This is a genomic window from Pseudomonas hefeiensis (genome assembly GCF_030687835.1).
Taxonomy (GTDB): Bacteria; Pseudomonadota; Gammaproteobacteria; order Pseudomonadales; family Pseudomonadaceae; genus Aquipseudomonas; species Aquipseudomonas hefeiensis.
Genome location: NZ_CP117449.1, coordinates 1,421,078 through 1,444,337, shown reverse-complemented (window position 1 = coordinate 1,444,337; position 23,260 = coordinate 1,421,078). Strand labels below are relative to the sequence as shown.

General features: G+C 61.0%; 18 protein-coding genes and 1 pseudogene. 17 read left to right on the top strand and 2 right to left on the bottom strand.

The genetic code is table 11. The features are described from left to right. Window positions 1–26: 26 nt before the first annotated feature. The 10 genes from glpK to PSH57_RS06120 all read left to right on the top strand — a co-directional run bounded on the left by glpK (window position 27) and on the right by PSH57_RS06120 (window position 11,695). Entirely contained in the window at window positions 27–1,532 is a 1,506-nt protein-coding gene (gene glpK, locus PSH57_RS06165) for a glycerol kinase GlpK (RefSeq protein ID WP_256231311.1), read from the top strand. A gap of 95 nt (window positions 1,533–1,627) precedes the next feature. Next, complete coding sequence (locus PSH57_RS06160; RefSeq protein WP_047227030.1) at window positions 1,628–2,383, top strand: DeoR/GlpR family transcriptional regulator; 756 nt, start codon at window positions 1,628–1,630, stop codon at window positions 2,381–2,383. A gap of 330 nt (window positions 2,384–2,713) precedes the next feature. Then, window positions 2,714–4,252, top strand: a complete 1,539-nt coding sequence (glpD, locus tag PSH57_RS06155) for a glycerol-3-phosphate dehydrogenase (protein WP_305416430.1) — start codon at window positions 2,714–2,716, stop codon at window positions 4,250–4,252. A 443-nt stretch (window positions 4,253–4,695) separates the two neighbouring features. Next, entirely contained in the window at window positions 4,696–5,610 is a 915-nt protein-coding gene (locus tag PSH57_RS06150) for a glutamate/aspartate ABC transporter substrate-binding protein (RefSeq protein ID WP_305388491.1), read from the top strand. A 193-nt stretch (window positions 5,611–5,803) separates the two neighbouring features. Then, window positions 5,804–6,550 (top strand): amino acid ABC transporter permease, encoded by a 747-nt coding sequence (locus tag PSH57_RS06145; protein ID WP_305388489.1) that lies wholly within the window; start codon window positions 5,804–5,806, stop codon window positions 6,548–6,550. Next, complete coding sequence (locus PSH57_RS06140) at window positions 6,550–7,221, top strand: amino acid ABC transporter permease (RefSeq protein WP_305388487.1); 672 nt, start codon at window positions 6,550–6,552, stop codon at window positions 7,219–7,221. Before PSH57_RS06145 ends, PSH57_RS06140 begins: the two co-directional genes overlap by 1 nt. Next, a complete protein-coding gene (locus tag PSH57_RS06135; protein ID WP_256231315.1) occupies window positions 7,218–7,952 on the top strand; it encodes an amino acid ABC transporter ATP-binding protein in 735 nt (244 codons plus the stop codon). The genes PSH57_RS06140 and PSH57_RS06135 overlap by 4 nt, the downstream gene beginning before the upstream one ends. A gap of 160 nt (window positions 7,953–8,112) precedes the next feature. Continuing rightward, complete coding sequence (gene aauS, locus PSH57_RS06130) at window positions 8,113–10,014, top strand: two-component sensor histidine kinase AauS (RefSeq protein WP_305444852.1); 1,902 nt, start codon at window positions 8,113–8,115, stop codon at window positions 10,012–10,014. Window positions 10,015–10,058: 44 nt separating this feature from the next. Then, window positions 10,059–11,339 (top strand): two-component response regulator AauR, encoded by a 1,281-nt coding sequence (gene aauR, locus PSH57_RS06125; RefSeq protein WP_305390308.1) that lies wholly within the window; start codon window positions 10,059–10,061, stop codon window positions 11,337–11,339. A 26-nt stretch (window positions 11,340–11,365) separates the two neighbouring features. Then, the gene (locus PSH57_RS06120; protein ID WP_305390306.1) at window positions 11,366–11,695 is read left to right on the top strand and encodes a GlpM family protein; all 330 of its coding nucleotides are present in this window, start codon (window positions 11,366–11,368) and stop codon (window positions 11,693–11,695) included. A 31-nt stretch (window positions 11,696–11,726) separates the two neighbouring features. On the opposite strand, the gene PSH57_RS06115 is transcribed toward PSH57_RS06120, so the two are convergent. Both PSH57_RS06115 and PSH57_RS06110 read right to left on the bottom strand, forming a co-directional pair. After that, window positions 11,727–12,341 (bottom strand): NAD(P)-dependent oxidoreductase, encoded by a 615-nt coding sequence (locus tag PSH57_RS06115; protein ID WP_305388482.1) that lies wholly within the window; start codon window positions 12,339–12,341, stop codon window positions 11,727–11,729. A 197-nt stretch (window positions 12,342–12,538) separates the two neighbouring features. Then, window positions 12,539–13,418: pseudogene (locus PSH57_RS06110) on the bottom strand (MBL fold metallo-hydrolase). Window positions 13,419–13,530: 112 nt separating this feature from the next. On the opposite strand from PSH57_RS06110, the gene PSH57_RS06105 reads away from it, so the two are divergent. The 7 genes from PSH57_RS06105 (at window position 13,531) to PSH57_RS06075 (ending at window position 23,179) form a co-directional block, all read left to right on the top strand. Next, on the top strand, window positions 13,531–14,436 hold the full coding sequence (locus tag PSH57_RS06105) for a LysR family transcriptional regulator (protein ID WP_305388478.1): 906 nt from the start codon (window positions 13,531–13,533) through the stop codon (window positions 14,434–14,436). Between the two features lie 214 nt (window positions 14,437–14,650). Further along, window positions 14,651–16,159 (top strand): sigma-54-dependent transcriptional regulator, encoded by a 1,509-nt coding sequence (locus tag PSH57_RS06100; protein WP_305388475.1) that lies wholly within the window; start codon window positions 14,651–14,653, stop codon window positions 16,157–16,159. 428 nt (window positions 16,160–16,587) lie between these two features. Further along, window positions 16,588–16,971 carry a glycine cleavage system protein GcvH gene (gcvH, locus tag PSH57_RS06095; RefSeq protein ID WP_305388472.1) on the top strand — a complete coding sequence of 128 codons (384 nt, stop codon included), beginning with the start codon at window positions 16,588–16,590 and terminating at the stop codon, window positions 16,969–16,971. A 10-nt stretch (window positions 16,972–16,981) separates the two neighbouring features. After that, window positions 16,982–19,831 carry an aminomethyl-transferring glycine dehydrogenase gene (gene gcvP / locus PSH57_RS06090; RefSeq protein ID WP_305388470.1) on the top strand — a complete coding sequence of 950 codons (2,850 nt, stop codon included), beginning with the start codon at window positions 16,982–16,984 and terminating at the stop codon, window positions 19,829–19,831. 201 nt (window positions 19,832–20,032) lie between these two features. Further along, window positions 20,033–21,409, top strand: coding sequence for an L-serine ammonia-lyase (locus PSH57_RS06085; RefSeq protein WP_305388467.1), 1,377 nt, complete (start codon window positions 20,033–20,035; stop codon window positions 21,407–21,409). Window positions 21,410–21,448: 39 nt separating this feature from the next. After that, on the top strand, window positions 21,449–22,573 hold the full coding sequence (gene gcvT, locus PSH57_RS06080) for a glycine cleavage system aminomethyltransferase GcvT (protein ID WP_305388465.1): 1,125 nt from the start codon (window positions 21,449–21,451) through the stop codon (window positions 22,571–22,573). 393 nt (window positions 22,574–22,966) lie between these two features. Beyond that, window positions 22,967–23,179: a cold-shock protein gene (locus PSH57_RS06075; RefSeq protein WP_256231326.1), complete on the top strand. Its 213-nt coding sequence runs from the start codon at window positions 22,967–22,969 to the stop codon at window positions 23,177–23,179. Window positions 23,180–23,260 lie beyond the last annotated feature (81 nt).

Sequence of the window (23,260 nt, the reverse complement as noted above, 5' to 3'; positions counted from 1 at the left end):
ATTATTTACGTCCCAAGGCAATCGACATGACCGACATTCAGAACAAGAACTACATCATTGCCCTCGACCAGGGTACGACCAGCTCGCGGGCGATCATTTTCGACCGTGATGCCAACGTGGTCTGCACCGCCCAGCGCGAATTCGCCCAGCATTACCCCCAAGCCGGCTGGGTCGAACACGACCCGATGGAAATCTTCGCCACCCAGAGTGCGGTCATGGTGGAAGCCCTGGCCCAGGCCGGCCTGCACCATGACCAGGTCGCCGCGATCGGTATCACCAACCAGCGCGAAACCACCGTGGTCTGGGACAAGACCACCGGTCGGCCGATCTATAACGCCATTGTCTGGCAGTGCCGGCGCAGTACCGAGATCTGCCAGCAGCTCAAGCGTGACGGCCACGAACCGTACATCAGCGAAACCACCGGTCTGGTCACCGATCCGTATTTCTCCGGCACCAAGCTCAAGTGGATCCTGGACAACGTCGAAGGCAGCCGCGAACGTGCGCGTAATGGTGAACTGCTGTTTGGCACCGTAGACAGCTGGCTGATCTGGAAATTTACTGGCGGCAAGGTCCACGTCACCGACTACACCAACGCCTCGCGCACCATGCTCTTCAATATTCACTCGCTGGAGTGGGACGCGAAGATGCTCGAAATTCTCGACATCCCTCGCGAAATGCTGCCGCAAGTGAAGTCGTCCTCGGAAATCTATGGCCGCACCAAGAGCGGCATCGCCATCGGCGGCATCGCTGGCGACCAGCAGGCCGCCCTCTTCGGCCAGATGTGCGTCGAGCCAGGCCAGGCGAAAAACACCTACGGCACCGGCTGCTTCCTGCTGATGAACACCGGCGACAAAGCGGTCAAATCCAATCATGGCATGCTCACCACCATCGCTTGCGGCCCTCGCGGCGAAGTGGCCTACGCCCTGGAAGGCGCGGTATTCAACGGCGGCTCCACCGTGCAGTGGCTGCGCGATGAGTTGAAAATCATCAACGACGCCCTCGACACCGAATACTTCGCCAACAAGGTCAAGGACAGCAACGGCGTGTACCTGGTGCCCGCCTTCACCGGCCTGGGCGCCCCCTACTGGGATCCCTATGCCCGTGGCGCGCTGTTTGGCCTGACCCGCGGCGTGCGGGTCGATCACATCATTCGTGCAGCGCTGGAATCGATTGCCTACCAGACGCGCGACGTGCTCGACGCCATGCAGCAGGACTCGGGCGAACGCCTCAAGGCCCTGCGCGTGGATGGCGGTGCGGTAGCGAACAACTTCCTGATGCAGTTCCAGGCGGACATTCTTGGCACCCGGGTCGAACGTCCTAAAATGCGTGAAACCACAGCCTTGGGCGCCGCGTATCTGGCCGGCCTGGCATGCGGTTTCTGGAGCAGCCTGGAAGAACTGCGCGGCAAGGCGGTGATCGAACGCGAATTCGAACCGCAACTGGACGAGCAGGCCAAGGAAAAACTCTACGCCGGCTGGCAGAAAGCGGTCAGCCGCACCCGCGACTGGGAACCTCACGAAGACGCTGAATAAGCCGAAGCTGGGGACGACGAAGGTGTGAAACTGGTCGGGAGGGGATTCCTGCGGCATCATGGGCAAATTTTGTATGGCAGCCCAAAGGAAGCCCCATGAATCTGCCTCCCCGTCAGCAGCAAATCCTCGAACTGGTCCGCGAACGCGGCTACGTCAGCATCGAGGAAATGGCGCAGCTATTCGTTGTCACCCCGCAAACCATCCGCCGCGACATTAATCAATTGGCGGAACTGAACCTGCTGCGCCGCTACCACGGCGGTGCAGCCTATGATTCAAGCGTTGAAAACACCGCCTACGCCATGCGCGCCGATCAGATGCGCGACGAGAAACAGCGCATCGCCGAAGCCATCGCTGCCCAGATTCCCGATCACGCCTCGCTGTTCATCAACATCGGCACCACCACCGAATCCATCGCCCGGGCGCTGCTCAATCACAACCATCTGAAGGTCATCACCAACAATCTGCATGTGGCCTCGATCCTCAGCGCCAAAGACGACTTCGAAGTCTTGATCGCCGGCGGCAACGTCAGGCGTGACGGAGGGGTGGTAGGCCAGGCCAGCGTCGACTTCATCAACCAGTTCAAGGTCGACTTCGCTCTGGTGGGCATCAGCGGGATCGATGAAGACGGCAGCCTGCTGGATTTCGATTACCAGGAAGTGCGAGTCTCCCAAGCAATCATCGCCAACGCCCGACAGGTGCTTCTGGCGGCGGACTCCAGCAAATTCGGGCGCAACGCCATGGTCAGACTGGGGCCGATCAGCCTGATCGATTGCCTGGTGACCGATCAACAGCCAGTGCCTGCCCTGGCGCAATTGCTGAGCCAGCACAAGATTCGGTTGGAAGTGGTCTGAGCTCCCCCCGAAACCCTGTGGCGAGGGGATTTATCCCCGCTGGGCTGCGCAGCAGCCCCAATACTGTCAACTCAATTTGCCTCATATACCGAGTCGCCTGGTTTTAGGGCTGCTGCGCAGCCCAGCGGGGATAAATCCCCTCGCCACAAAAGCATCTCCGACCACATCAGCGACCCGCTTCATGTTCGAAAATTTTCCTTTCAGCTTCCTTTGATCAGTATTTTCAATCGAAGACGGCTGGCTGTTGCCGTGTTTATGGGCTAGTATTTTCGCAAATGAACATTAATGTTCGAATTCAAAAATTTCGAAAAAAGAACCCGAGGCCAGCCGATGCCCACTTCTACCTTGCCTACGCCCCCTCTCGCAGAGGTTTACGACGTCGCCGTCATTGGCGGTGGGATCAACGGCGTGGGGATTGCCGCGGACGCAGCGGGGCGCGGTCTTTCGGTGTTCCTTTGCGAAAAGGACGACCTGGCCAGCCATACCTCCTCGGCCAGCAGCAAACTGATCCATGGCGGTCTGCGCTACCTCGAACATTACGAATTCCGCCTGGTGCGCGAAGCGCTGGCCGAGCGCGAAGTGCTGTTGACCAAGGCTCCGCACATCGTCAAGCAGATGCGCTTCGTATTGCCCCACCGTCCGCACTTGCGCCCCGCCTGGATGATTCGCGCCGGCCTGTTCCTCTACGATCACCTGGGCAAGCGCGAGCAACTTGCCGGTTCCAAAAGCCTGAAATTCGGCGCCGACAGCGCGCTGAAAAGCGAGATCACCAAAGGCTTTGAATACTCCGACTGCTGGGTCGACGATGCGCGACTGGTGGTGCTCAACGCCATGGCCGCCCGGGAAAAAGGCGCCCATGTCCACACTCGTACACGCTGCGTGAACGCCCGCCGCAGTAAAGGCTTGTGGCATTTGCATCTGGAACGCGCCGACGGCAGTCTGTTTTCGATCCGTGCCAAGGCGCTGGTGAATGCTGCCGGTCCATGGGTTGCCAAGTTCATTCGCGACGACCTGAAGCTGGAATCGCCTTACGGCATTCGTCTGATCCAGGGCAGCCACCTGATCGTGCCAAAACTCTACGAAGGCGAGCACGCGCACATTCTTCAAAACGAAGACCAGCGCATCGTCTTCACCATTCCGTATCTGAACCGGTTCACCTTGATCGGTACGACAGACCGCGAATACACCGGCGACCCGGCCAAAGTGGCGATCACCGAAGGCGAAACCGATTATTTGCTCAAAGTGGTCAACGCTCACTTCAAGAAGCAGATCAGCCGCGACGAAATCCTGCACAGCTATTCCGGCGTGCGTCCGTTGTGCAACGACGAATCCGACAATCCATCGGCCGTCACCCGGGATTACACCCTGGCACTCTCGGGCAGTGGCGAAGAGGCCCCGCTGCTGTCGGTGTTCGGCGGCAAGCTGACTACCTACCGCAAACTGGCCGAATCGGCCATGGCGCAATTGGCGCCGTACTTTACTCAAATGCGCCCGAGCTGGACCGCCGTAGCTACCCTCCCCGGCGGCGAAAACATGACCACCCCGCAAGCGCTGTGCTCGGCAATTCGCGACAAGTTCGACTGGGTACCGACCGAGCTCGCCCGCCGCTGGGCCACCACCTACGGCAGCCGCACCTGGCGCATGCTTGAAGGCGTGCACAGCCTCGGTGACATGGGCGAACACCTCGGTGCTGGCCTCTACACCCGGGAAGTCGACTACTTGTGCAGCGATGAATGGGCCATCGATGCCCACGACATCCTGTGGCGCCGCAGCAAGCTGGGCTTGTTCACCACCCCGGTCGAGCAGGAAAAGCTGCAGCAGTACCTGGATAAGGTCGAGCACAACCGTCGCAAGATCGAAGCGGCCTGATCGATAGCCTGCTAAACCCGAAGCCCCTGAATCCAGCGATTCAGGGGCTTTTTGCTATTTGGCCCCCGCCACAGGCCCTGTGGGAGCGGGCTTGCTCGCGAAGGCGGCGGCACATTCAACATCGTCGACTCAGTTAGACCGCTTTCGCGAGCAAGCCCGCTCCCACAGGAATCAGTGGGGCTCAAGCCATTCGGTTTTCCGAACGCGACCCTCCAGTCAATTCGGCTAACCGGATAAACAGCCTGTCGAAAACATGAAACAAAAGATTAATTACGTTTAAAAACATAAAGTTAACGACAGTCGACTGGTCTGGCACGACTCATGCTCTACACTCCCTCGAGACGAATACCTGCATGCCAACACAACAGGATCTGCCAGGTACTTCGAAGCACTCAGGGCCGACGAACCGGCTGAATAAGAAAAACAATGTCGAGGAAATATCGATGCGCATCGTTCCCCATCTCCTGGGCGCAGCCATTGCTGCCGCTCTGATCAGCACTCCGGTTTTCGCCGCCGAACTGACCGGCACGCTGAAAAAGATCAAAGAGTCCGGCGTCATCACGCTCGGGCATCGCGACGCTTCCATTCCGTTTTCCTACATCGCGGACGCGTCCGGCAAACCGGTCGGCTACTCCCACGACATTCAATTGAAAGTCGTCGAAGCCCTGAAAAAAGAACTGGACGTGCCGAACCTGCAGGTCAAGTACAACCTGGTTACCTCGCAAACCCGTATCCCGCTGGTGCAAAACGGCACCGTGGACCTGGAATGCGGTTCCACCACCAACAACGTCGAGCGTCAGCAACAGGTTGACTTCTCCGTGGGCATCTTCGAGATCGGCACCAAGCTGCTGGCCAAGAAAGATTCCAAGTACAAGGATTTCGCCGACCTCAAAGGCAAGAACGTCGTGACCACCGCCGGCACCACGTCCGAGCGCATCCTCAAGTCCATGAACGCCGACAAGCAAATGGGCATGAACGTGATCTCGGCCAAGGACCACGGCGAATCGTTCAACATGCTCGAAGGCGGCCGCGCCGTTGCCTTCATGATGGACGACGCCTTGCTGGCCGGTGAAATGGCCAAGGCCAAGAAACCCGCCGACTGGGCCGTGACCGGTACTCCGCAGTCCTTCGAAATCTACGGTTGCATGATGCGCAAGGGTGACGAGCCGTTCAAAAAGGCAGTCGATGACGCCATCAAGGCCACCTACGCTTCTGGCGAAATCAACAAGATCTACGAAAAATGGTTCATGCAGCCAATCCCGCCAAAAGGCCTGAACCTGAACTTCCCGATGAGCGAAGAGCTCAAGAAGCTGATCGCCGAACCGACCGACAAAGCGGCCGACGAAAAGAAATCCTGATTTCTGACTAACCTTGTCCCCTGAAGGTGCTTTTGCGCTTTCAGGGGATGGTCACTCCCTGCTGGCATATCTGGAAACACTCGAACCGGTGGCTGTCGAGCCGATCGCGTGTGCCTGACCCTCAAGGGTCGGGTGGGAATGGAGCTTCCCCAGGCGGGTATTTGCATATCGATCGATCTGAGGGGAGACCCTAATGAATTACAACTGGGACTGGGGCGTGTTCTTCAAGTCCACCGGCATCGGCAGCGAGATTTATCTCGACTGGTACGTGGCCGGCCTGGGCTGGACCATCGCCATCGCCGTCGTGGCCTGGATCATCGCCCTACTGCTGGGCTCGGTCCTGGGCGTGATGCGCACCGTACCGAACCGCCTGGTGTCGGGTATCGCCACCGGCTACGTGGAACTGTTTCGTAACGTGCCGCTGCTGGTTCAGCTGTTCATCTGGTACTTCCTGGTGCCCGACCTGCTGCCTGCGGACCTGCAGGAATGGTACAAGCAGGACCTGAACCCCACGACCTCGGCCTACCTGAGCGTCGTCGTGTGCCTGGGCCTGTTCACCGCCGCCCGGGTCTGCGAACAGGTTCGCACCGGTATCCAGGCGCTGCCACGCGGCCAGGAAGCCGCAGCCAGGGCCATGGGCTTCAAGTTGCCGCAGATCTACTGGAACGTCCTGCTGCCCCAGGCCTACCGGATCATCATTCCGCCGCTTACCTCGGAATTCTTGAACGTCTTCAAGAACTCCTCCGTAGCCTCGCTGATCGGTCTGATGGAATTGCTTGCACAGACCAAACAGACTGCCGAGTTCTCCGCCAACCTGTTCGAAGCCTTCACCCTGGCGACGCTGATCTACTTCACCCTGAACATGAGCCTGATGCTGCTCATGCGCATGGTCGAGAAGAAAGTCGCGGTGCCCGGCCTGATCTCCGCGGGGGGTAAATAATGGAACTCGACTTCACAGGCATCATCCCGGCCATTCCCGGTTTGTGGAACGGCATGCTGATGACCCTCAAGCTGATGGCCCTGGGTGTGGTTGGCGGGATCATCCTGGGGACGATCCTGGCGCTGATGCGCCTGTCCCACAACAAGCTGATCTCCAGCATCGCCGGCGCCTACGTCAACTACTTCCGCTCGATCCCGCTGCTGCTGGTCATCACCTGGTTCTACCTGGCGGTGCCGTTCGTGCTGCGCTGGATCACTGGCGAAGACACACCGATCGGTGCGTTCGGTTCCTGCGTCGTGGCGTTCATGATGTTCGAGGCGGCGTACTTCTGCGAAATCGTGCGGGCCGGCGTGCAGTCGATCCCCAAGGGCCAGATGGGCGCCGCCCAGGCGCTGGGCATGAACTATGGCCAGACCATGCGCCTGATCATCCTGCCCCAGGCGTTCCGCAAGATGACCCCGTTGCTGTTGCAACAAAGCATCATCCTGTTTCAGGACACCTCGCTGGTCTACACGGTTGGCCTGGTGGACTTCCTCAATGCTTCGCGAGCCAATGGCGACATCATCGGCCGCTCCCATGAGTTCCTGATCGTCGCAGGTCTCGTGTACTTCACAATCAGCTTTGCCGCCTCGCTGCTGGTCAAGCGTCTGCAAAAAAGGTTCGCCGTATGATCTCTATCAAGAACATCAACAAGTGGTATGGGGACTTCCAGGTACTGACCAATTGCAGCACCGAGGTCAGCAAGGGTGAAGTTGTGGTGGTGTGCGGCCCGTCGGGTTCGGGCAAGTCCACGCTGATCAAGTGCGTGAACGCCCTGGAGCCGTTCCAGGAAGGTGACGTCGTGGTCGACGGCACGTCCATCGCCGACCCGAAGACCAACCTGCCAAAACTGCGCTCGCGCGTCGGCATGGTGTTCCAGCACTTCGAGCTGTTCCCACACCTGACCATCACCGAAAACCTGACCATCGCGCAGATCAAGGTGCTGGGCCGCAGCAAGGAAGAAGCCACCCAGAAAGGCCTGCAACTGCTTGAGCGGGTCGGTCTGTCGGCCCATGCCCACAAGCACCCGGGCCAGCTCTCCGGCGGCCAACAGCAGCGCGTGGCGATTGCCCGTGCCCTGGCGATGGACCCGATCGTGATGCTGTTCGACGAACCGACCTCGGCCCTTGACCCGGAAATGGTCAACGAAGTGCTCGACGTGATGGTGCAACTGGCCCACGAAGGCATGACCATGATGTGCGTGACCCACGAAATGGGCTTCGCCCGCAAAGTGGCAAACCGGGTGATCTTCATGGACCAGGGCCAGATCATCGAAGACTGCGAGAAGGAAGAGTTCTTCGGCGACATCAGCGCCCGCTCCGAACGTGCGCAGCACTTCCTTGAGAAAATCCTGCAGCACTAAACAACACCGCTCCCCCCTGTGGGAGCGGGCTTGCTCGCGAAAGCGGTGGTTCAGCTTGCATCAATGTTGAATGTGCCGCCGCTTCGCGAGCAAGCCCGCTCCCACAGTGGTCCTGTGTTGGCTTATGGATTTGCGTTGTGGTTGACCCAAGGCTTCTGTGATGAAATGCGACCCCACTCTCTATCGCGCCGCGCCGCCATCACTTGCCGTGAAGCCCCGTCTGATTCGCCATTTGTTTCTGCCGCCGCTGGTCATTGCCCTGATGATCGGCCTGGGTTACCTCGGCTTCTGGATCAGTGAGCACTACGGTATTCGCAGTCTGGGCGAGAACGGTGAGCGCCAGCTGGAGCTGCACGCCCGTGCGGTCGAGAGCGAGATCAGCAAGTACACCTACCTGCCGAGCCTGCTGGAGCTTGAGTCCAGCGTTTCGAAACTGCTCGATGACCCGACGCCCGAGCACCGCAAGACTGTCAACGAATACCTCGAAGGCCTGAATCGGCGCAGCCGCAGTCGGGCCGTGTACGTGATGGACACCACAGGCCGGGTCATGGCGACCAGCAACTGGCGCGACGTCGACAGTTACCTGGGTGAAGACCTGTCCTTTCGCGCCTATTTCCAGAACGCCGTACGCGGCCAACCGGGGCGCTTCTATGGCATCGGCAGCACCAGCGGCGAGCCTGGCTACTACCTGGCCCATGGCCTGGAACAACAGGGCAAGATCATCGGCGTCGCGGTGGTCAAAGTGCGCCTCGAAGCCATGGAAGAGCGCTGGCAGCGCGCGCGCCTGGAAGCCTTCGTCAGCGACGAGAATGGCATCATCATTTTGTCCAGTGATCCGGCGCGCCGGCTCAAGTCCGTGCGACCGCTGAGCGACGAAACCAAGGAACGCCTGGCCCGCAGCCTGCAATATTACTGGTTCCCACTGAACGAGCTGATTCCCCTGGCTCGGGAACGGCTGGCTGAAGGCATGGAGAAACTGACCTTCCCGGCCAACGCCGAACTGGTGTCCGACGAACGGGCCATCAGTTACCTGTCACAGACCCGCCCCTTGAGCGACACACCCTGGAATTTCACCCTGCTGACGCCACTTGAAGACCTGCGTCGCCAGGCGATCAACCAGGGCATCCTGGTGGCCGTGGCCTTCGCGCTGGTGGCGTTCCTGCTGATCGCCTGGAACGAGCGGCGCAAGGTTATCGCCACCCGTCTCGCCGCCCGGGAAGCCTTGCAGGAAGCCAACAACCAGCTCGAACGTCGGATTACCGAACGCACCACCGACCTGCGGGCCAGCAACGAACGGCTCAAGGGTCAGATCCGCGAACGGCGGCAGGCCGAAGAGACATTGCGCCGGGCCCAGGACGAACTGGTGCAGGCCGGTAAACTCGCCGCCATCGGCCAAATGTCCACCAGCATCGCCCATGAACTCAACCAGCCGCTGGCCGCGCTGCGCACCTTGTCCGGCAATACCGTACGCTTCCTGGAGCGTGGCCAGCTGGATATCGCCAGCGCCAACCTCAAGACCATCAACGACCTGATCGACCGCATGGGCCGGATCACTGCCAGCCTGCGCTCCTTTGCCCGGCGCGGGGACGACCAGGGCCGGGCCAGCCTCGGCAAGGCGGTCGAAGCCGCCCTGCAACTGCTGGGCGGCCGCCTCGAAAGCCTGAACGTCGAAGTGCATGCCGGTTTCGACGATGTACAGGTGCAGATCGACCAGACGCGCCTTGAGCAGATCCTGGTGAACCTGATCGGCAACGCCCTGGACGCCATGCAGACCCAACCCGAGCCGCGGCTGTGGCTTGAAGGCAACACCGCTGATGGCAAATATCGCCTGCGGGTGCGGGACAACGGCCATGGCATCGATCCCGAGGCGCGCAAGCATTTGTTCGAACCGTTCTTTACCACAAAACCCGGCGAACAGGGCCTGGGCCTGGGCCTGACCCTCTCGGCGAGCCTGGCCGCCGCTGCGGGCGGGCATCTGGGCGTCGAGCATCCGGCCGAAGGTGGAACCACGTTTGCCCTCAGTTTACCGTTGGTAAGCCCTTTACCTGCCGAGCAACCATGAACCACGACCTGAGCGTATTGATCGTCGAAGACGACCCCCATGTCCTGCTGGGTTGCCAGCAGGCCCTGTCCCTGGAAGACATTCCCTGCATCGGCGTGGGCAGCGCCGAAGAGGCCCTGGAGCGGGTCGGCGATGACTTTGCCGGCATCGTCATCAGCGACATTCGCCTGCCGGGCATCGATGGCCTGGAACTGCTGACCCGCCTCAAGGCCCGGGACCGCAGCCTGCCGGTGGTGCTGATCACCGGCCACGGGGACATCTCCATGGCCGTCGGCGCCATGCAAAACGGCGCCTATGACTTCATGGAGAAACCCTTCTCCCCCGAACGTCTGGTGGACGTCGCCCGCCGCGCCCTGGAGCAGCGCAGCCTGGCCCGGGAGGTTTCATCGCTGCGTCGGCAACTGGCCGAACGCGACTCTCTGGAAGGCCGGATTATCGGCCGCTCACCGGCCATGCAACACCTTCGAGAACTGATCGCCAACGTGGCCGACACCTCGGCCAACGTGCTGATCGAAGGCGAAACCGGCACTGGCAAGGAACTGGTCGCGCGCTGCCTGCACGATTTCAGTCGGCGCCATAGCAAACAATTCGTCGCGCTTAACTGCGGCGGGCTGCCGGAAAACCTCTTCGAAAGCGAGATTTTCGGCCACGAGGCCAACGCTTTTACCGGCGCTGGCAAACGGCGGATCGGCAAGATCGAGCACGCCGACGGCGGCACGCTGTTCCTCGATGAAGTGGAAAGCATGCCCCTGCCCTTGCAGATCAAGTTGCTGCGAGTGTTGCAGGAACGCACCCTCGAGCGCCTGGGTTCGAACCAGAGCGTGGCCGTGGATTGCCGGGTCATTGCCGCCACCAAGTCCGACTTGGACGAACTGGGCCGGGCCGGGCAGTTTCGCAGCGACTTGTATTACCGCCTCAACGTGGTGACCCTGGAACTGCCGCCACTGCGCGAGCGCCGCGAAGACATTCTGCAACTGTTCGAGCATTTTCTGCAGCAATCGTCCCTGCGCTTCGACCGTACGGTGCCGGAGCTGGACAACCAGACGCTGTCCAACCTGATGAGCCACGACTGGCCGGGCAACGTGCGGGAACTGCGCAACGTCGCCGAGCGCTATGCACTCGGCCTGCCGGCCTTCAAGAAGTCGGGGGCCAGCGGCGCCAGCCAGGGTCTGGCCTTCGCCGAAGCGGTGGAAGCCTTCGAACGCAACCTGCTGGTGGACGCCCTGCAACGCAGCGGTGGCAACCTGACCCAGGCCAGTCTCGAACTGGGCATGGCCAAGACCACACTGTTCGACAAAGTCAAAAAATATGGCCTGAGCCATTAACCTGGGGCGGTAGACCTGTGGACCTGATTTTCAAAGCAGCGCTGGGTGCAGCCGTGGTGGTGATCCTGGCGATGCTCGCCAAGACCAAAAATTATTACATCGCCGGGCTGGTGCCGTTGTTCCCGACCTTCGCCCTGATCGCCCACTACATTGTTGGCAAGGGCCGGTCGGTGGACGACCTGAAGACCACCATCGTGTTTGGCATGTGGTCAATCATTCCGTACTTCGTGTACCTGGCGACCCTGTATGTAATGGTCGACCGGATGCGCCTTGAGGCTTCGCTGGCCGTGGCGGCGGTGGCGTGGCTGATGGCGGCGACGGTGCTGGTCAGCGTGTGGATGAGAATCCACAGCTGACCCCGTAGGAGCGCCTACCCAAACCAGTGGCTCAATAACCGACGGTAAAGCGCTGGCGCGAAAACTGCGGCGTCTCCACTTCATCGATCATTGCAATGGCGTAATCGGCAAAGCTGATCCAGCTACGCCCGGTGGCGTCGAACAGCAGGTGATCCTTGCCAATACGGAACTGACCGGTGCGCTCGGTCTCGACGAACTCCGCCGAGGGCGAGAGGAAGGTCCAGTCCAGGTCCTGTTCCTTGAGCAGCACATCCAGGAACAATGCACCGGCGCTGGCTTCGGCGAGGTATTCCTCCGGGAAGCCCTCGCTGTCGATCACGCGGCTATTGTCCGGCAGCAGCAACGAACCGGCCCCGCCCACCACCAGCAAGCGCTTGACCCCAGCGGCTTTGACTGGGGCGATGAGCTTGTCGGCCGGCACGGTGGCGAAATGGGCGGCGCAGATCACCACATCATGACCGGCTACCGCCGCGGTCAACGCCTCGCTGTCCAATACATCCAACTGCTGGCTGACCACACCGGCCCTGTCACCGATCTTGGCCGTGTTGCGGGCAATGGCCGTCACGCTGTGACCACGGCGCAAGGCCTCTTCCAGCAATTGGCTGCCAGCACGCCCGGTGGCGCCGATGATTGCGATTTTGCTCATGGTGTTCTCCATTGGTTAGCGATGTTGAAATACAGGCTCTTGTGGCGAGGGGATTTATCCCCGCTGGGCTGCGTAACAGCCCTATAGCTGACATTGAGGTTTATCAGACGGAGCGCTTCGCCTGTTTTGGGGTTGCTGCGCAACCCAGCGGGGATAAATCCCCTCGCCACAACGGTGCTCTGATCAAAGATCGGTATTCACCACTTCATCTCGCCCTTCGCCACCTTGGCACTCAGTTCCAGGGAGCTGTCTTCACCCAGGTCCGGATAGCGTAGTTTCATGGCGCTGATCAGCGCGGCGGAGTCCTTGGCCTTGGCGGTTTCCTCGTCGAAGGCCTTGATGTAGTCGGCGGTAAATTTCACCGGAGCCAGGGACCGGGCACTTTCACCCAAGTAATGGCCCGGTATCACTGTGTTCGGTTGCAGTTGTTCAATGCTGTCCAGCGTCGCCAGCCAGTCCTTGTGGGACTGCGGCGTCTGCGTGTCGGCCATCCAGACGTGAATGTTCTCGGCCACCACCACGCCGCCTACCACGGCCTTGATCGACGGGATCCACACGAAGCTGCGGTCCGGTTGCGGGCCATCAAGACCGATGACCTGCAAGCGCTTGCCCTCCAGGGTCAGACTGTCGCCCTGGAGTACCTGAGGCACAATCGCTTTAGTCGGCGCATCGGCCTTGAGGATCGGCCCCCAATATTTCAACTTGCCGTCCATGGGTGTGCTTGATGTGTTCGACGGTCGGCGCAGACGCCAGCACCTTGGCATCCGGGAACGCGGCGGTCAGGGTTTCCAGACCGAAATAGTAGTCGGGATCGCCGTGGCTGATGTAAATCGTGGTCAATTGTTTGCCGCTGGCGCGGATTTTCTCCACCAACTGTTCGGCCTGGGACTTGCCGAATTGGGCGTCCACCAGGATCACCTCTTTTTCTCCGCTGACCAATACCGAGGTCACCGGGAAAACTGCCGCCGCGCCGGGGTTGTAGACATCCAGCGCAAGCTCGGCAGCCCAGGTGTTGGCCGCCAAAACCATCGAAGCGCTTGCCAGCAGCAGACGCTTGAATAAGGTGGATCCGATCATGTTGTGCTCCGTTGTGCAAAAGCCCGATTGGGAATGAACGGAGCTTAGTGACCTGACTCGTTTCAAAAAATGCGATGCTTGGACATAGTTTGTTTCTGAAATCGGGCAAATCATGGATCGTCTACAAGCAATGCAAGTGTTCGTCGCCGTGGTGGAACTGGGCAGTCAGTCGGCGGCGGCCGAGCACCTGGACCTGTCACGACCGGTGGTTTCACGGTATCTGGCGGAACTGGAAGACTGGGTCGGTGCCCGGCTGATGCACCGCACCACCCGCAAGCTGAGCCTGACGGCTGCGGGTTTGGAAACCCTGCCGCGCTGTCGGCAGATGCTGGAATTGTCCGGCGACATGCAGGCCGCCGTCAGTACGCCGCACGACGCGCCACGGGGCATGCTGCGCATCAGCGCCAGCACCTCGTTCGGCCAGGCCCAATTGGCGGTGGCCATGGCCGAGTTCGTCAGGCGCTATCCAGGGGTCAGCATCGACCTGCAAATGCTCGATCGCACCGTGAACCTGGTGGACGAACGCATCGACCTGGCGATCCGCATGAGCAACGACCTTGACCCGAACCTGATTGCCCGGCGCCTGACGGTCTGCCGTTCGGTGATCTGCGCCTCGCCGCGGTATCTGCGTGAGCATTCGACACCGCTGCGCGTGGAAGACCTGAGCCGGCACAACTGCCTGACCCACTCCTACGTCGGCAAGAGCTTGTGGCATTTCGAGCAGGACGGCGAGCAGGTCTCGGTGCCGGTGCAGGGCAACATCAGCGCCAACGAAGCCAGCACGCTCCTACAGACAACGATTGCTGGTGCCGGCGTGGCGATGCTGCCCAGCTACCAGGCCGGCGCTCACATCAAGAATGGCGAACTGACCCGACTGCTGCCCCACGCCGAACCGCGCCGGATGAACATGTACGCAGTGTATGCCTCACGCAAACACATGCCGTCGGCGCTGCGCAGCCTGCTGGATTTTTTGGTGCTCAGATTCCCCGAAACGCCGGAGTGGGATGTGGGGTTGTAAACCCTGGCCTCACCGAGATCTCCTTGTGGGAGCGGGCTTGCTCGCGAAGACGTAGTGTCAGCCAACTAGATGTCGACTGATACACCGCTTTCGCGAGCAAGCCCGCTCCCACAGGGGGTCACCGTCGCTCTCAAGTACCGCACCAGGATTTCACCAATAGCCCGCCCCAAGGCATACTTGCCACCCTCCGCATTCCAGAACCCAGAACCGCCCCATGCGTATCCACGTCAGTTTCATCGACCGCGTCGGCATTACCCAGGAAGTCCTGGCCTTGCTCGGTGGGCGCAATCTCAATCTGGATGCGGTGGAGATGGTGCCGCCCAACGTCTACATCGACGCCCCGACCCTCAGCCCGCAGGTGCTGGACGAATTACGCGAGGCGCTGTTCAGCGTGCGGGGCGTGCAGGCGGTTACCGTGGTGGACATCCTGCCGGGCCAGCGTCGGCACTTGCAGCTCGATGCCCTGCTCGCGGCCATGACCGACCCGGTGCTGGCCCTGGACAGCGCTGGCAACGTATTGCTGGCCAATCCGGCGCTGATCGCCCTCTATGGGCGTGAACCGACCGGGGAAAGCGTGGCCGAGCTGTTCGGTGACAAAGCACTGCTGGGTAGCCTGCTAGAGAACGGCTTCCGTCTGCCGCTGCGGGAAATCACCCTCAACGGCCAGACCTTGATGCTGGACGCCACGCCCATCACGAACGCCGGTGCGTTGCTGACCCTCTATCAGCCAAATCGCATCGGCGAACGCCTGTCCGCGCTGCACCACGACCACGCCGAAGGGTTTGACGCGCTGCTGGGCGAATCCCCGGCGATCCGCACCCTCAAGGCCCGGGCCCAGCGAGTGGCAACTCTGGATGCGCCTTTGCTGATCCAGGGCGAAACTGGCACCGGCAAAGAGCTGGTGGCCCGGGCGTGTCACGCCATCAGTGCCCGTCACGGCGCGCCGTTCCTGGCCCTGAACTGCGCCGCGCTGCCGGAAAACCTCGCCGAAAGCGAACTGTTCGGCTACGCCCCCGGCGCCTTCACTGGTGCGCAACGGGGTGGCAAGCCCGGGCTGATGGAACTGGCGAACCAGGGCACGGTATTTCTCGATGAAATCGGCGAGATGTCACCCTACCTGCAAGCCAAGCTGCTGCGATTCTTGAACGATGGCAGCTTCCGCCGGGTCGGCGGCGACCGGGAAATCAAGGTTAACGTGCGTATCCTCAGTGCGACCCACCGCAACCTGGAAAAAATGGTCAGCGAAGGCTCGTTCCGCGAAGACCTGTTCTATCGCCTGAACGTACTCAACGTCGAAGTCCCGCCGCTGCGTGAGCGTGGCCAGGACATCTTGCTGCTGGCGCGCTACTTCATGCAGCAGGCCTGTGCGCAGATCCAGCGCCCGGTCTGCCGCCTGGCGCCCGGCACCTACCCGGCGCTGCTGGGCAACCGCTGGCCGGGCAATGTGCGGCAACTGCAGAACGTGATCTTCCGCGCCGCAGCCATTTGCGAGAGCAGCCTGGTGGACATTGGCGACCTGGACATTGCCGGCACTTCCGTGGCGCGCCAGGGTGATGTGGAAGTCGAGAGCCTTGAGCAAGCCGTGGAAGCCTTCGAAAAACACCTGCTCGAAAGCCTCTACGTCAACTACCCCTCCACCCGCCAGCTCGCCAGCCGCCTGCAAACCTCCCATACCGCGATTGCCCATCGGTTGCGCAAGTACGGGATTTCCGGCAAGCCTTAGCTTTACTCGCCCCCCTGTGGGTGCGGGCTTGCTCGCGAAAGCGGTGTGTCAGCTAATAGGATATCGACTGGCACACCGCTTTCGCGAGCAAGCCCGCTCCCACAAGGGTTCTGGGTTGTGGTCAAAAATCGCGTCAAAAACGACCTCCATCTGTACTGAAAGCGCTACAGCGGAACGATATCGATACACTTGCCGCTAAGCGGCGCCGCGCAAGGCTTTGATCCCACAACGATTTTTTCCGGGCGCATAGCTGTAGCGATTTCGCTACAGATCAATACACATTGCTTTCGATAAAAACAATCAACTCATTGATACATAAGGATTTATTAGCATTGGCCGCATTCTTGCTAAGGATATAACCATTCGGCCGGGCCAAGCCCCGCGCCTTTCTTCGCGTCCACCAGACGAATCTGGCCCCAGGAGTTTCCATGAGCGAGTTGCGTTTCACTGAAGATCACGAATGGCTGCGCACTGAAGCCGACGGCAGCGTTACCGTCGGTATTACCGCGTTTGCCCAGAACGCCTTGGGCGATGTGGTCTATGTTCAGTTACCGGAACTGCAAAGCTACGCCAAGGGTGATGAAGCCTCTACCGTGGAATCGGTGAAAGCCGCCAGCGGTGTGTACATGCCGCTGGACGGTGAAGTGCTGGAAGTGAACCCGGCCCTGGAAAGCAACCCGGAACTGGTCAACGAAGATCCGCTGGGCGAAGGCTGGTTTTTCCGATTCAAACCCGCCGACGCCAGCCAAGTTGGCCAACTGCTGAATCAGGACGCCTATGACCGTCTGATCAAAGCCAACGCCGAAGCCTGAGGAGCGCACCATGACCGTTAATCTCGGCACCGCCAACGAATTCATCGCCCGCCACATCGGCCCTCGGGCCAGCGACGAGCAAGCCATGCTCGAACGCCTGGGCTACGACTCCCTGGAAGCTTTGAGCGCCAGCGTCATTCCCGAATCCATCAAGGGCACCAGCGTGCTGGACATGGGCGACGGCCAGAGTGAAGCCGCTGCACTGGCCTCGATCAAAGCCATCGCCGGCAAGAACCAGTTGTTCAAGACCTACATCGGCCAGGGCTACTACAATTGCCACACACCAGCGCCGATCCTGCGCAACCTGCTGGAAAACCCGGCCTGGTACACCGCCTACACCCCTTACCAGCCGGAAATTTCCCAGGGCCGTCTCGAAGCACTGCTGAACTTCCAGACCCTGATCAGCGACCTCACCGGTCTGCCGATCGCCAACGCATCCTTGCTGGACGAAGCCACCGCCGCCGCCGAGGCCATGACCTTCTGCAAGCGCCTGAGCAAGAACAAGGGCAGCAATGCTTTCTTCGCCTCCCGCCATTGCCACCCGCAAACCCTCGACGTGCTGCGCACCCGTGCCGAGCCCTTGGGCATCGACGTGGTCGTGGGCGACGAGCGCGAACTGACCGATGTCAGCAGTTTCTTCGGCGCGCTGTTGCAATACCCGGCCAGCAACGGTGACCTGTTCGATTACCGCGAACTGACCGAACGCTTCCACGCCGCCAACGCCCTGGTCGCCGTTGCCGCAGACCTGCTGGCCCTGACCCTGCTAGCTGCGCCGGGTGAATTCGGCGCCGACGTGGCCATCGGCAGCGCCCAGCGCTTCGGCGTACCGCTGGGCTTTGGCGGTCCACACGCGGCGTACTTCTCCACCAAGGATGCCTTCAAGCGCGATATGCCAGGGCGTCTGGTGGGTGTTTCCGTGGACCGTTTCGGCAAGCCGGCCTTGCGCCTGGCGATGCAGACCCGCGAACAACACATCCGCCGCGAGAAAGCCACGAGCAACATTTGCACCGCTCAGGTCTTGCTGGCCAACATCGCCAGCATGTACGCGGTGTATCACGGCCCTAAAGGTCTGGCACAGATCGCCAACCGCATCCACCACCTCACCGCGACCCTCGCCAAGGGCTTGGGCGCATTGGGCCTGGCTGTCGAGCAGGACAGCTTTTTCGACACCCTGACCCTGCACACCGGCGCGCAAACCGCCGCCCTGCACGACAAGGCGCGTGCCCAGCGCATCAACCTGCGCGTGGTGGACGCTGAACGCCTGGGCCTGTCCCTGGACGAAACCACCTGCCAGGCTGACGTCGAAACGCTGTGGAGCCTGTTGGCCGACGGCAAGGCGCTGCCGGACTTCGCCGCCCTGGCCACCACCGTGCAAAGCCGTATCCCGGCCGAGCTGGTGCGCCAGTCGGCGATCCTCAGCCACCCGGTGTTCAACCGCTATCACTCCGAAACCGAGCTGATGCGCTACCTGCGCAAGCTCGCCGACAAGGACCTGGCCCTGGATCGCACCATGATCCCACTGGGTTCCTGCACCATGAAGCTCAACGCCGCCAGCGAAATGATCCCGGTGACCTGGGCCGAGTTCGGCGCCCTGCACCCGTTCGCCCCCGCCGAGCAGAGCGCCGGCTACCAGCAACTGACCGACGAACTGGAAGCCATGCTCTGCGCCGCCACCGGTTACGACGCGGTGTCGTTGCAACCCAACGCCGGTTCCCAGGGGGAATACGCTGGCCTGCTGGCAATCCGTGCCTATCACCAGAGCCGTGGTGAAGACCGTCGCGATATCTGCCTGATCCCATCGTCGGCCCACGGCACCAACCCGGCCACCGCCAACATGGCCGGCATGCGTGTGGTCGTGACCGCCTGCGATGCGCGCGGCAACGTCGACATCGAGGACCTGCGGGCCAAGGCCACCGAGCACCGCGAGCACCTCGCGGCGCTGATGATCACCTATCCGTCCACCCACGGTGTGTTCGAAGAAGGCATCCGCGAAATCTGCGGCATCATTCATGACAACGGCGGCCAGGTGTACATCGACGGCGCCAACATGAACGCCATGGTCGGCCTCTGCGCGCCGGGCAAGTTCGGCGGCGACGTGTCGCACCTGAACCTGCACAAGACCTTCTGCATTCCTCACGGTGGTGGCGGCCCGGGCGTCGGCCCGATCGGCGTCAAATCCCACCTGGCACCGTTCCTGCCGGGTCACGCCAACATGACGCGCAAGGAAGGCGCGGTGTGCGCAGCGCCATTTGGCAGCGCCAGCATCCTGCCGATCACCTGGATGTACATCCGCATGATGGGTGGCGCGGGCCTCAAGCGTGCGTCGCAACTGGCGATCCTCAACGCCAACTACATTGCCCGTCGTCTGGAAGAACACTACCCAGTGCTCTACTCCGGCAGCAACGGCCTGGTGGCCCACGAATGTATCCTCGACCTGCGCCCGCTCAAGGACAGCAGCGGCATCAGTGTCGATGACGTGGCCAAGCGCCTGATCGACTTCGGTTTCCACGCCCCGACCATGTCGTTCCCGGTGGCCGGCACGCTGATGATCGAGCCGACCGAAAGCGAATCCAAGGAAGAGCTGGACCGCTTCTGCGACGCCATGATCTGCATCCGCGAAGAAATCCGCGCGGTGGAAAACGGCAGCCTGGACAAAGACGACAACCCACTGAAAAACGCCCCCCACACCGCAGCGGAAATCGTTGGCGAGTGGACCCACCCCTATAGCCGCGAACAAGCGGTGTACCCGGTGGCGTCGTTGATCGACGGCAAATACTGGCCGCCGGTAGGCCGGGTCGACAACGTGTTCGGCGACCGCAACCTGGTCTGCGCCTGCCCGTCGATCGAAAGCTACGCTTGACCTAGTGAGAGGGGCGGGTTTGCCCGCCCTCTCAACAACACCGCATATCCCCTTGTGGGAGCGGGCTTGCTCGCGAAGGCGGTGTGTCAGCCAAGTAGATGTCGACTGACACACCGCCTTCGCGAGCAAGCCCGCTCCCACAGGGGATCCATGTCAGACCTTCAACCGTCGATCCTCATAAAAAGAAACCGGAGAAACACCATGTCGTTAAGCGTGTTCGACCTGTTCAAAATCGGCATCGGCCCCTCCAGTTCCCATACCGTCGGCCCAATGCGTGCCGCAGCCCGTTTCGTCGAAGGGCTGCGTCGTGACGACCTGCTCAACGCCACCGCCAGCATCAAGGTCGAGCTCTACGGCTCACTCGGCGCCACCGGCAAAGGCCACGGCAGTGACAAGGCCGTGCTGCTGGGTCTGGAAGGCGAGCATCCGGATACCGTCGACACCGAAACGGTCGACGCCCGCTTGCGAGAGATTCGCAGCAACGGACGCCTGAACCTGCTGGGTGAGCATTGCATTGAATTCAACGAAAAACTGCACTTGGCGATGATTCGCAAGCCGCTGCCCTTTCACCCCAATGGCATGATTTTCCGCGCCTTCGACGCGGCGGGCCTGCAGGTGCGCAGCCGCGAGTATTACTCGGTGGGCGGTGGTTTTGTCGTCGACGAAAGCGCTGCCGGCGCCGACCGTATCGTCGAAGATGCCACCCCTCTGACCTTCCCGTTCAAAAGCGCCAAGGACTTGTTGAACCACTGCACCACCTATGGTTTGTCCATCAGCCAACTGATGCTGACCAACGAAAGTGCCTGGCGCCCCGAAGCCGAAACCCGCGCCGGCCTGCTGAAAATCTGGCAGGTGATGCAGGATTGCGTGGCGGCCGGGTGCCGCAACGAAGGCATCCTGCCGGGCGGGCTGAAGGTCAAGCGCCGGGCAGCGGCGCTGCACCGCCAGTTGTGCAAGAACCCCGAAGCTGCGCTGCGCGACCCGCTGTCGGTGCTGGACTGGGTCAACCTGTATGCTCTGGCCGTCAACGAAGAAAATGCCTACGGCGGCCGCGTCGTCACCGCCCCGACCAACGGCGCGGCGGGAATCATCCCGGCCGTGCTGCATTACTACATGCGCTTCATCCCTGGGGCCAATGAAGACGGTGTCGTGCGATTCCTGCTGACCGCTGCCGCCATCGGCATCCTGTACAAGGAAAACGCCTCCATCTCCGGCGCCGAGGTCGGCTGCCAGGGAGAAGTCGGCGTGGCCTGTTCCATGGCCGCCGGCGCCCTGTGCGAAGTGCTGGGCGGAACCGTGCAGCAGGTGGAAAACGCCGCCGAAATCGGCATGGAACACAACCTCGGCCTGACCTGCGACCCCATCGGCGGCCTGGTGCAAGTGCCGTGCATCGAGCGCAATGCCATGGGCTCGGTGAAAGCCATCAATGCGGTGCGCATGGCCATGCGCGGCGACGGGCATCACTTCGTCTCCCTCGACAAAGTCATCCGCACCATGCGCCAGACCGGTGCCGACATGAAAAGCAAATACAAGGAGACCGCCCGCGGCGGTCTGGCGGTCAACATCATCGAATGCTGATGCGCTTGCCTCACTTCTACATTTTTTCCAGGAGCTGATATGTCCACCGAACAATTGCTGAAGACCCCATTGCACGCCCTGCACCTCGAACTCGGCGCCCGCATGGTGCCGTTCGCCGGCTATGACATGCCGGTGCAATACCCATTGGGCGTGATGAAAGAACACCAACACACTCGCGATCAAGCCGGGCTGTTCGACGTGTCCCACATGGGCCAGATCCGCCTGAGCGGCGCAGACGCCGCCAAAGCCTTGGAAACCCTGGTGCCGGTGGACATCATCGACCTGCCGGTGGGCATGCAGCGCTATGCCATGTTCACCCACGAAAACGGCGGCATCCTCGACGACCTGATGGTCGCCAACCTGGGCAACGACGAGCTGTTCCTGGTGGTCAACGCGGCCTGCAAGGATCAGGACCTGGCCCACCTGCGCGCCCATATCGGCAACCAGTGCAGCATCGAGCCACTGTTCGAAGCCCGCGCCCTGCTCGCCCTGCAAGGCCCGGCCGCCGTCACCGTGCTTGCACGCCTGGCGCCAGACGTGGCGAAGATGACCTTCATGCAGTTCCAACGCGTCATGCTGCTGGGCATGGACTGCTTTGTCAGCCGTTCGGGCTACACCGGTGAAGACGGTTTCGAAATCTCCGTACCCGCCGCTGGTGCCGAAAAACTGGCCCGTGCCCTGCTGGCCGAACCGGAAGTGGCCGCCATCGGTCTCGGCGCCCGCGACTCCCTGCGCCTGGAAGCCGGCCTGTGCCTTTACGGCCACGACATGAACACCGAGACGACCCCGATCGAAGCCAGCCTGCTGTGGGCTATCTCCAAGGTCCGCCGCGCCGATGGCGCCCGGGCCGGTGGTTTCCCGGGGGCAGAAACCGTGTTCGCCCAGCAGCAGAGCGGTGTGAGCCGCAAACGCGTCGGCCTGCTGCCCCAGGAACGCACACCCGTGCGCGAAGGCGCAGAGCTGGTCAATGACGCGGGTGAAATCATCGGAGCCGTGTGCAGCGGCGGTTTCGGCCCATCGCTGGGCGGCCCTCTAGCGATGGGTTATCTAAATAGTGCATATGTCGCACTGGACACACCCGTTTGGGCCATGGTGCGTGGGAAAAAGGTGCCTTTGCTTGTAAGCAAAATGCCATTCGTCCCGCAACGCTACTACCGTGGCTGATTGACTGTTTCCATACGTAACGCGGCTACGTTATACGTGCACTAATGTGTAACGTAACCGCCATAAAAAGGTGCATCTATTCGATATTGAAATTGCACCTATAACGTTGAAAACAATTGAACTAGCCTATCGAATAAGCCCAAGCCCGCAGCACCTGTAAATACCAGAATGCTGAGCAAATACGGGGCCTTCAGAGGGGGTTGTTTTTTTGTTCATAGTTGGCGTAAAGTTTGATCACTGTGTTTGCATGGGTCGCTTGGAATCGTGACCTGGGCAGTAGCTTATGAAGTTCGCTACATCCCGCTCGACGTCTCTTACTTTCCTGCAACCCAGCCCCAGTACTCTTTCATGTGAAAGAGGCTGTCATTAATTTAGCGTCAAGGAAATAAGAAAATGGCTGAGCGTCAGAGCGGTACCGTCAAGTGGTTCAACGACGAGAAAGGTTTTGGTTTTATCACGCCTGAAAGCGGTCCGGATCTGTTCGTGCATTTCCGCGCCATTCAGGGCAACGGCTTCAAGAGCCTGAAAGAAGGCCAGAAAGTCACTTTCGTTGCTGTGCAGGGCCAGAAAGGCATGCAGGCTGACGAGGTTCTAGCCGAAGGCTAAGCTTGCGAGAAACTAAAAAGCCCCTGATTGATATCAGGGGCTTTTTTATGGGCGTAAATCCGTAAAATGGCTTCTTTTTCG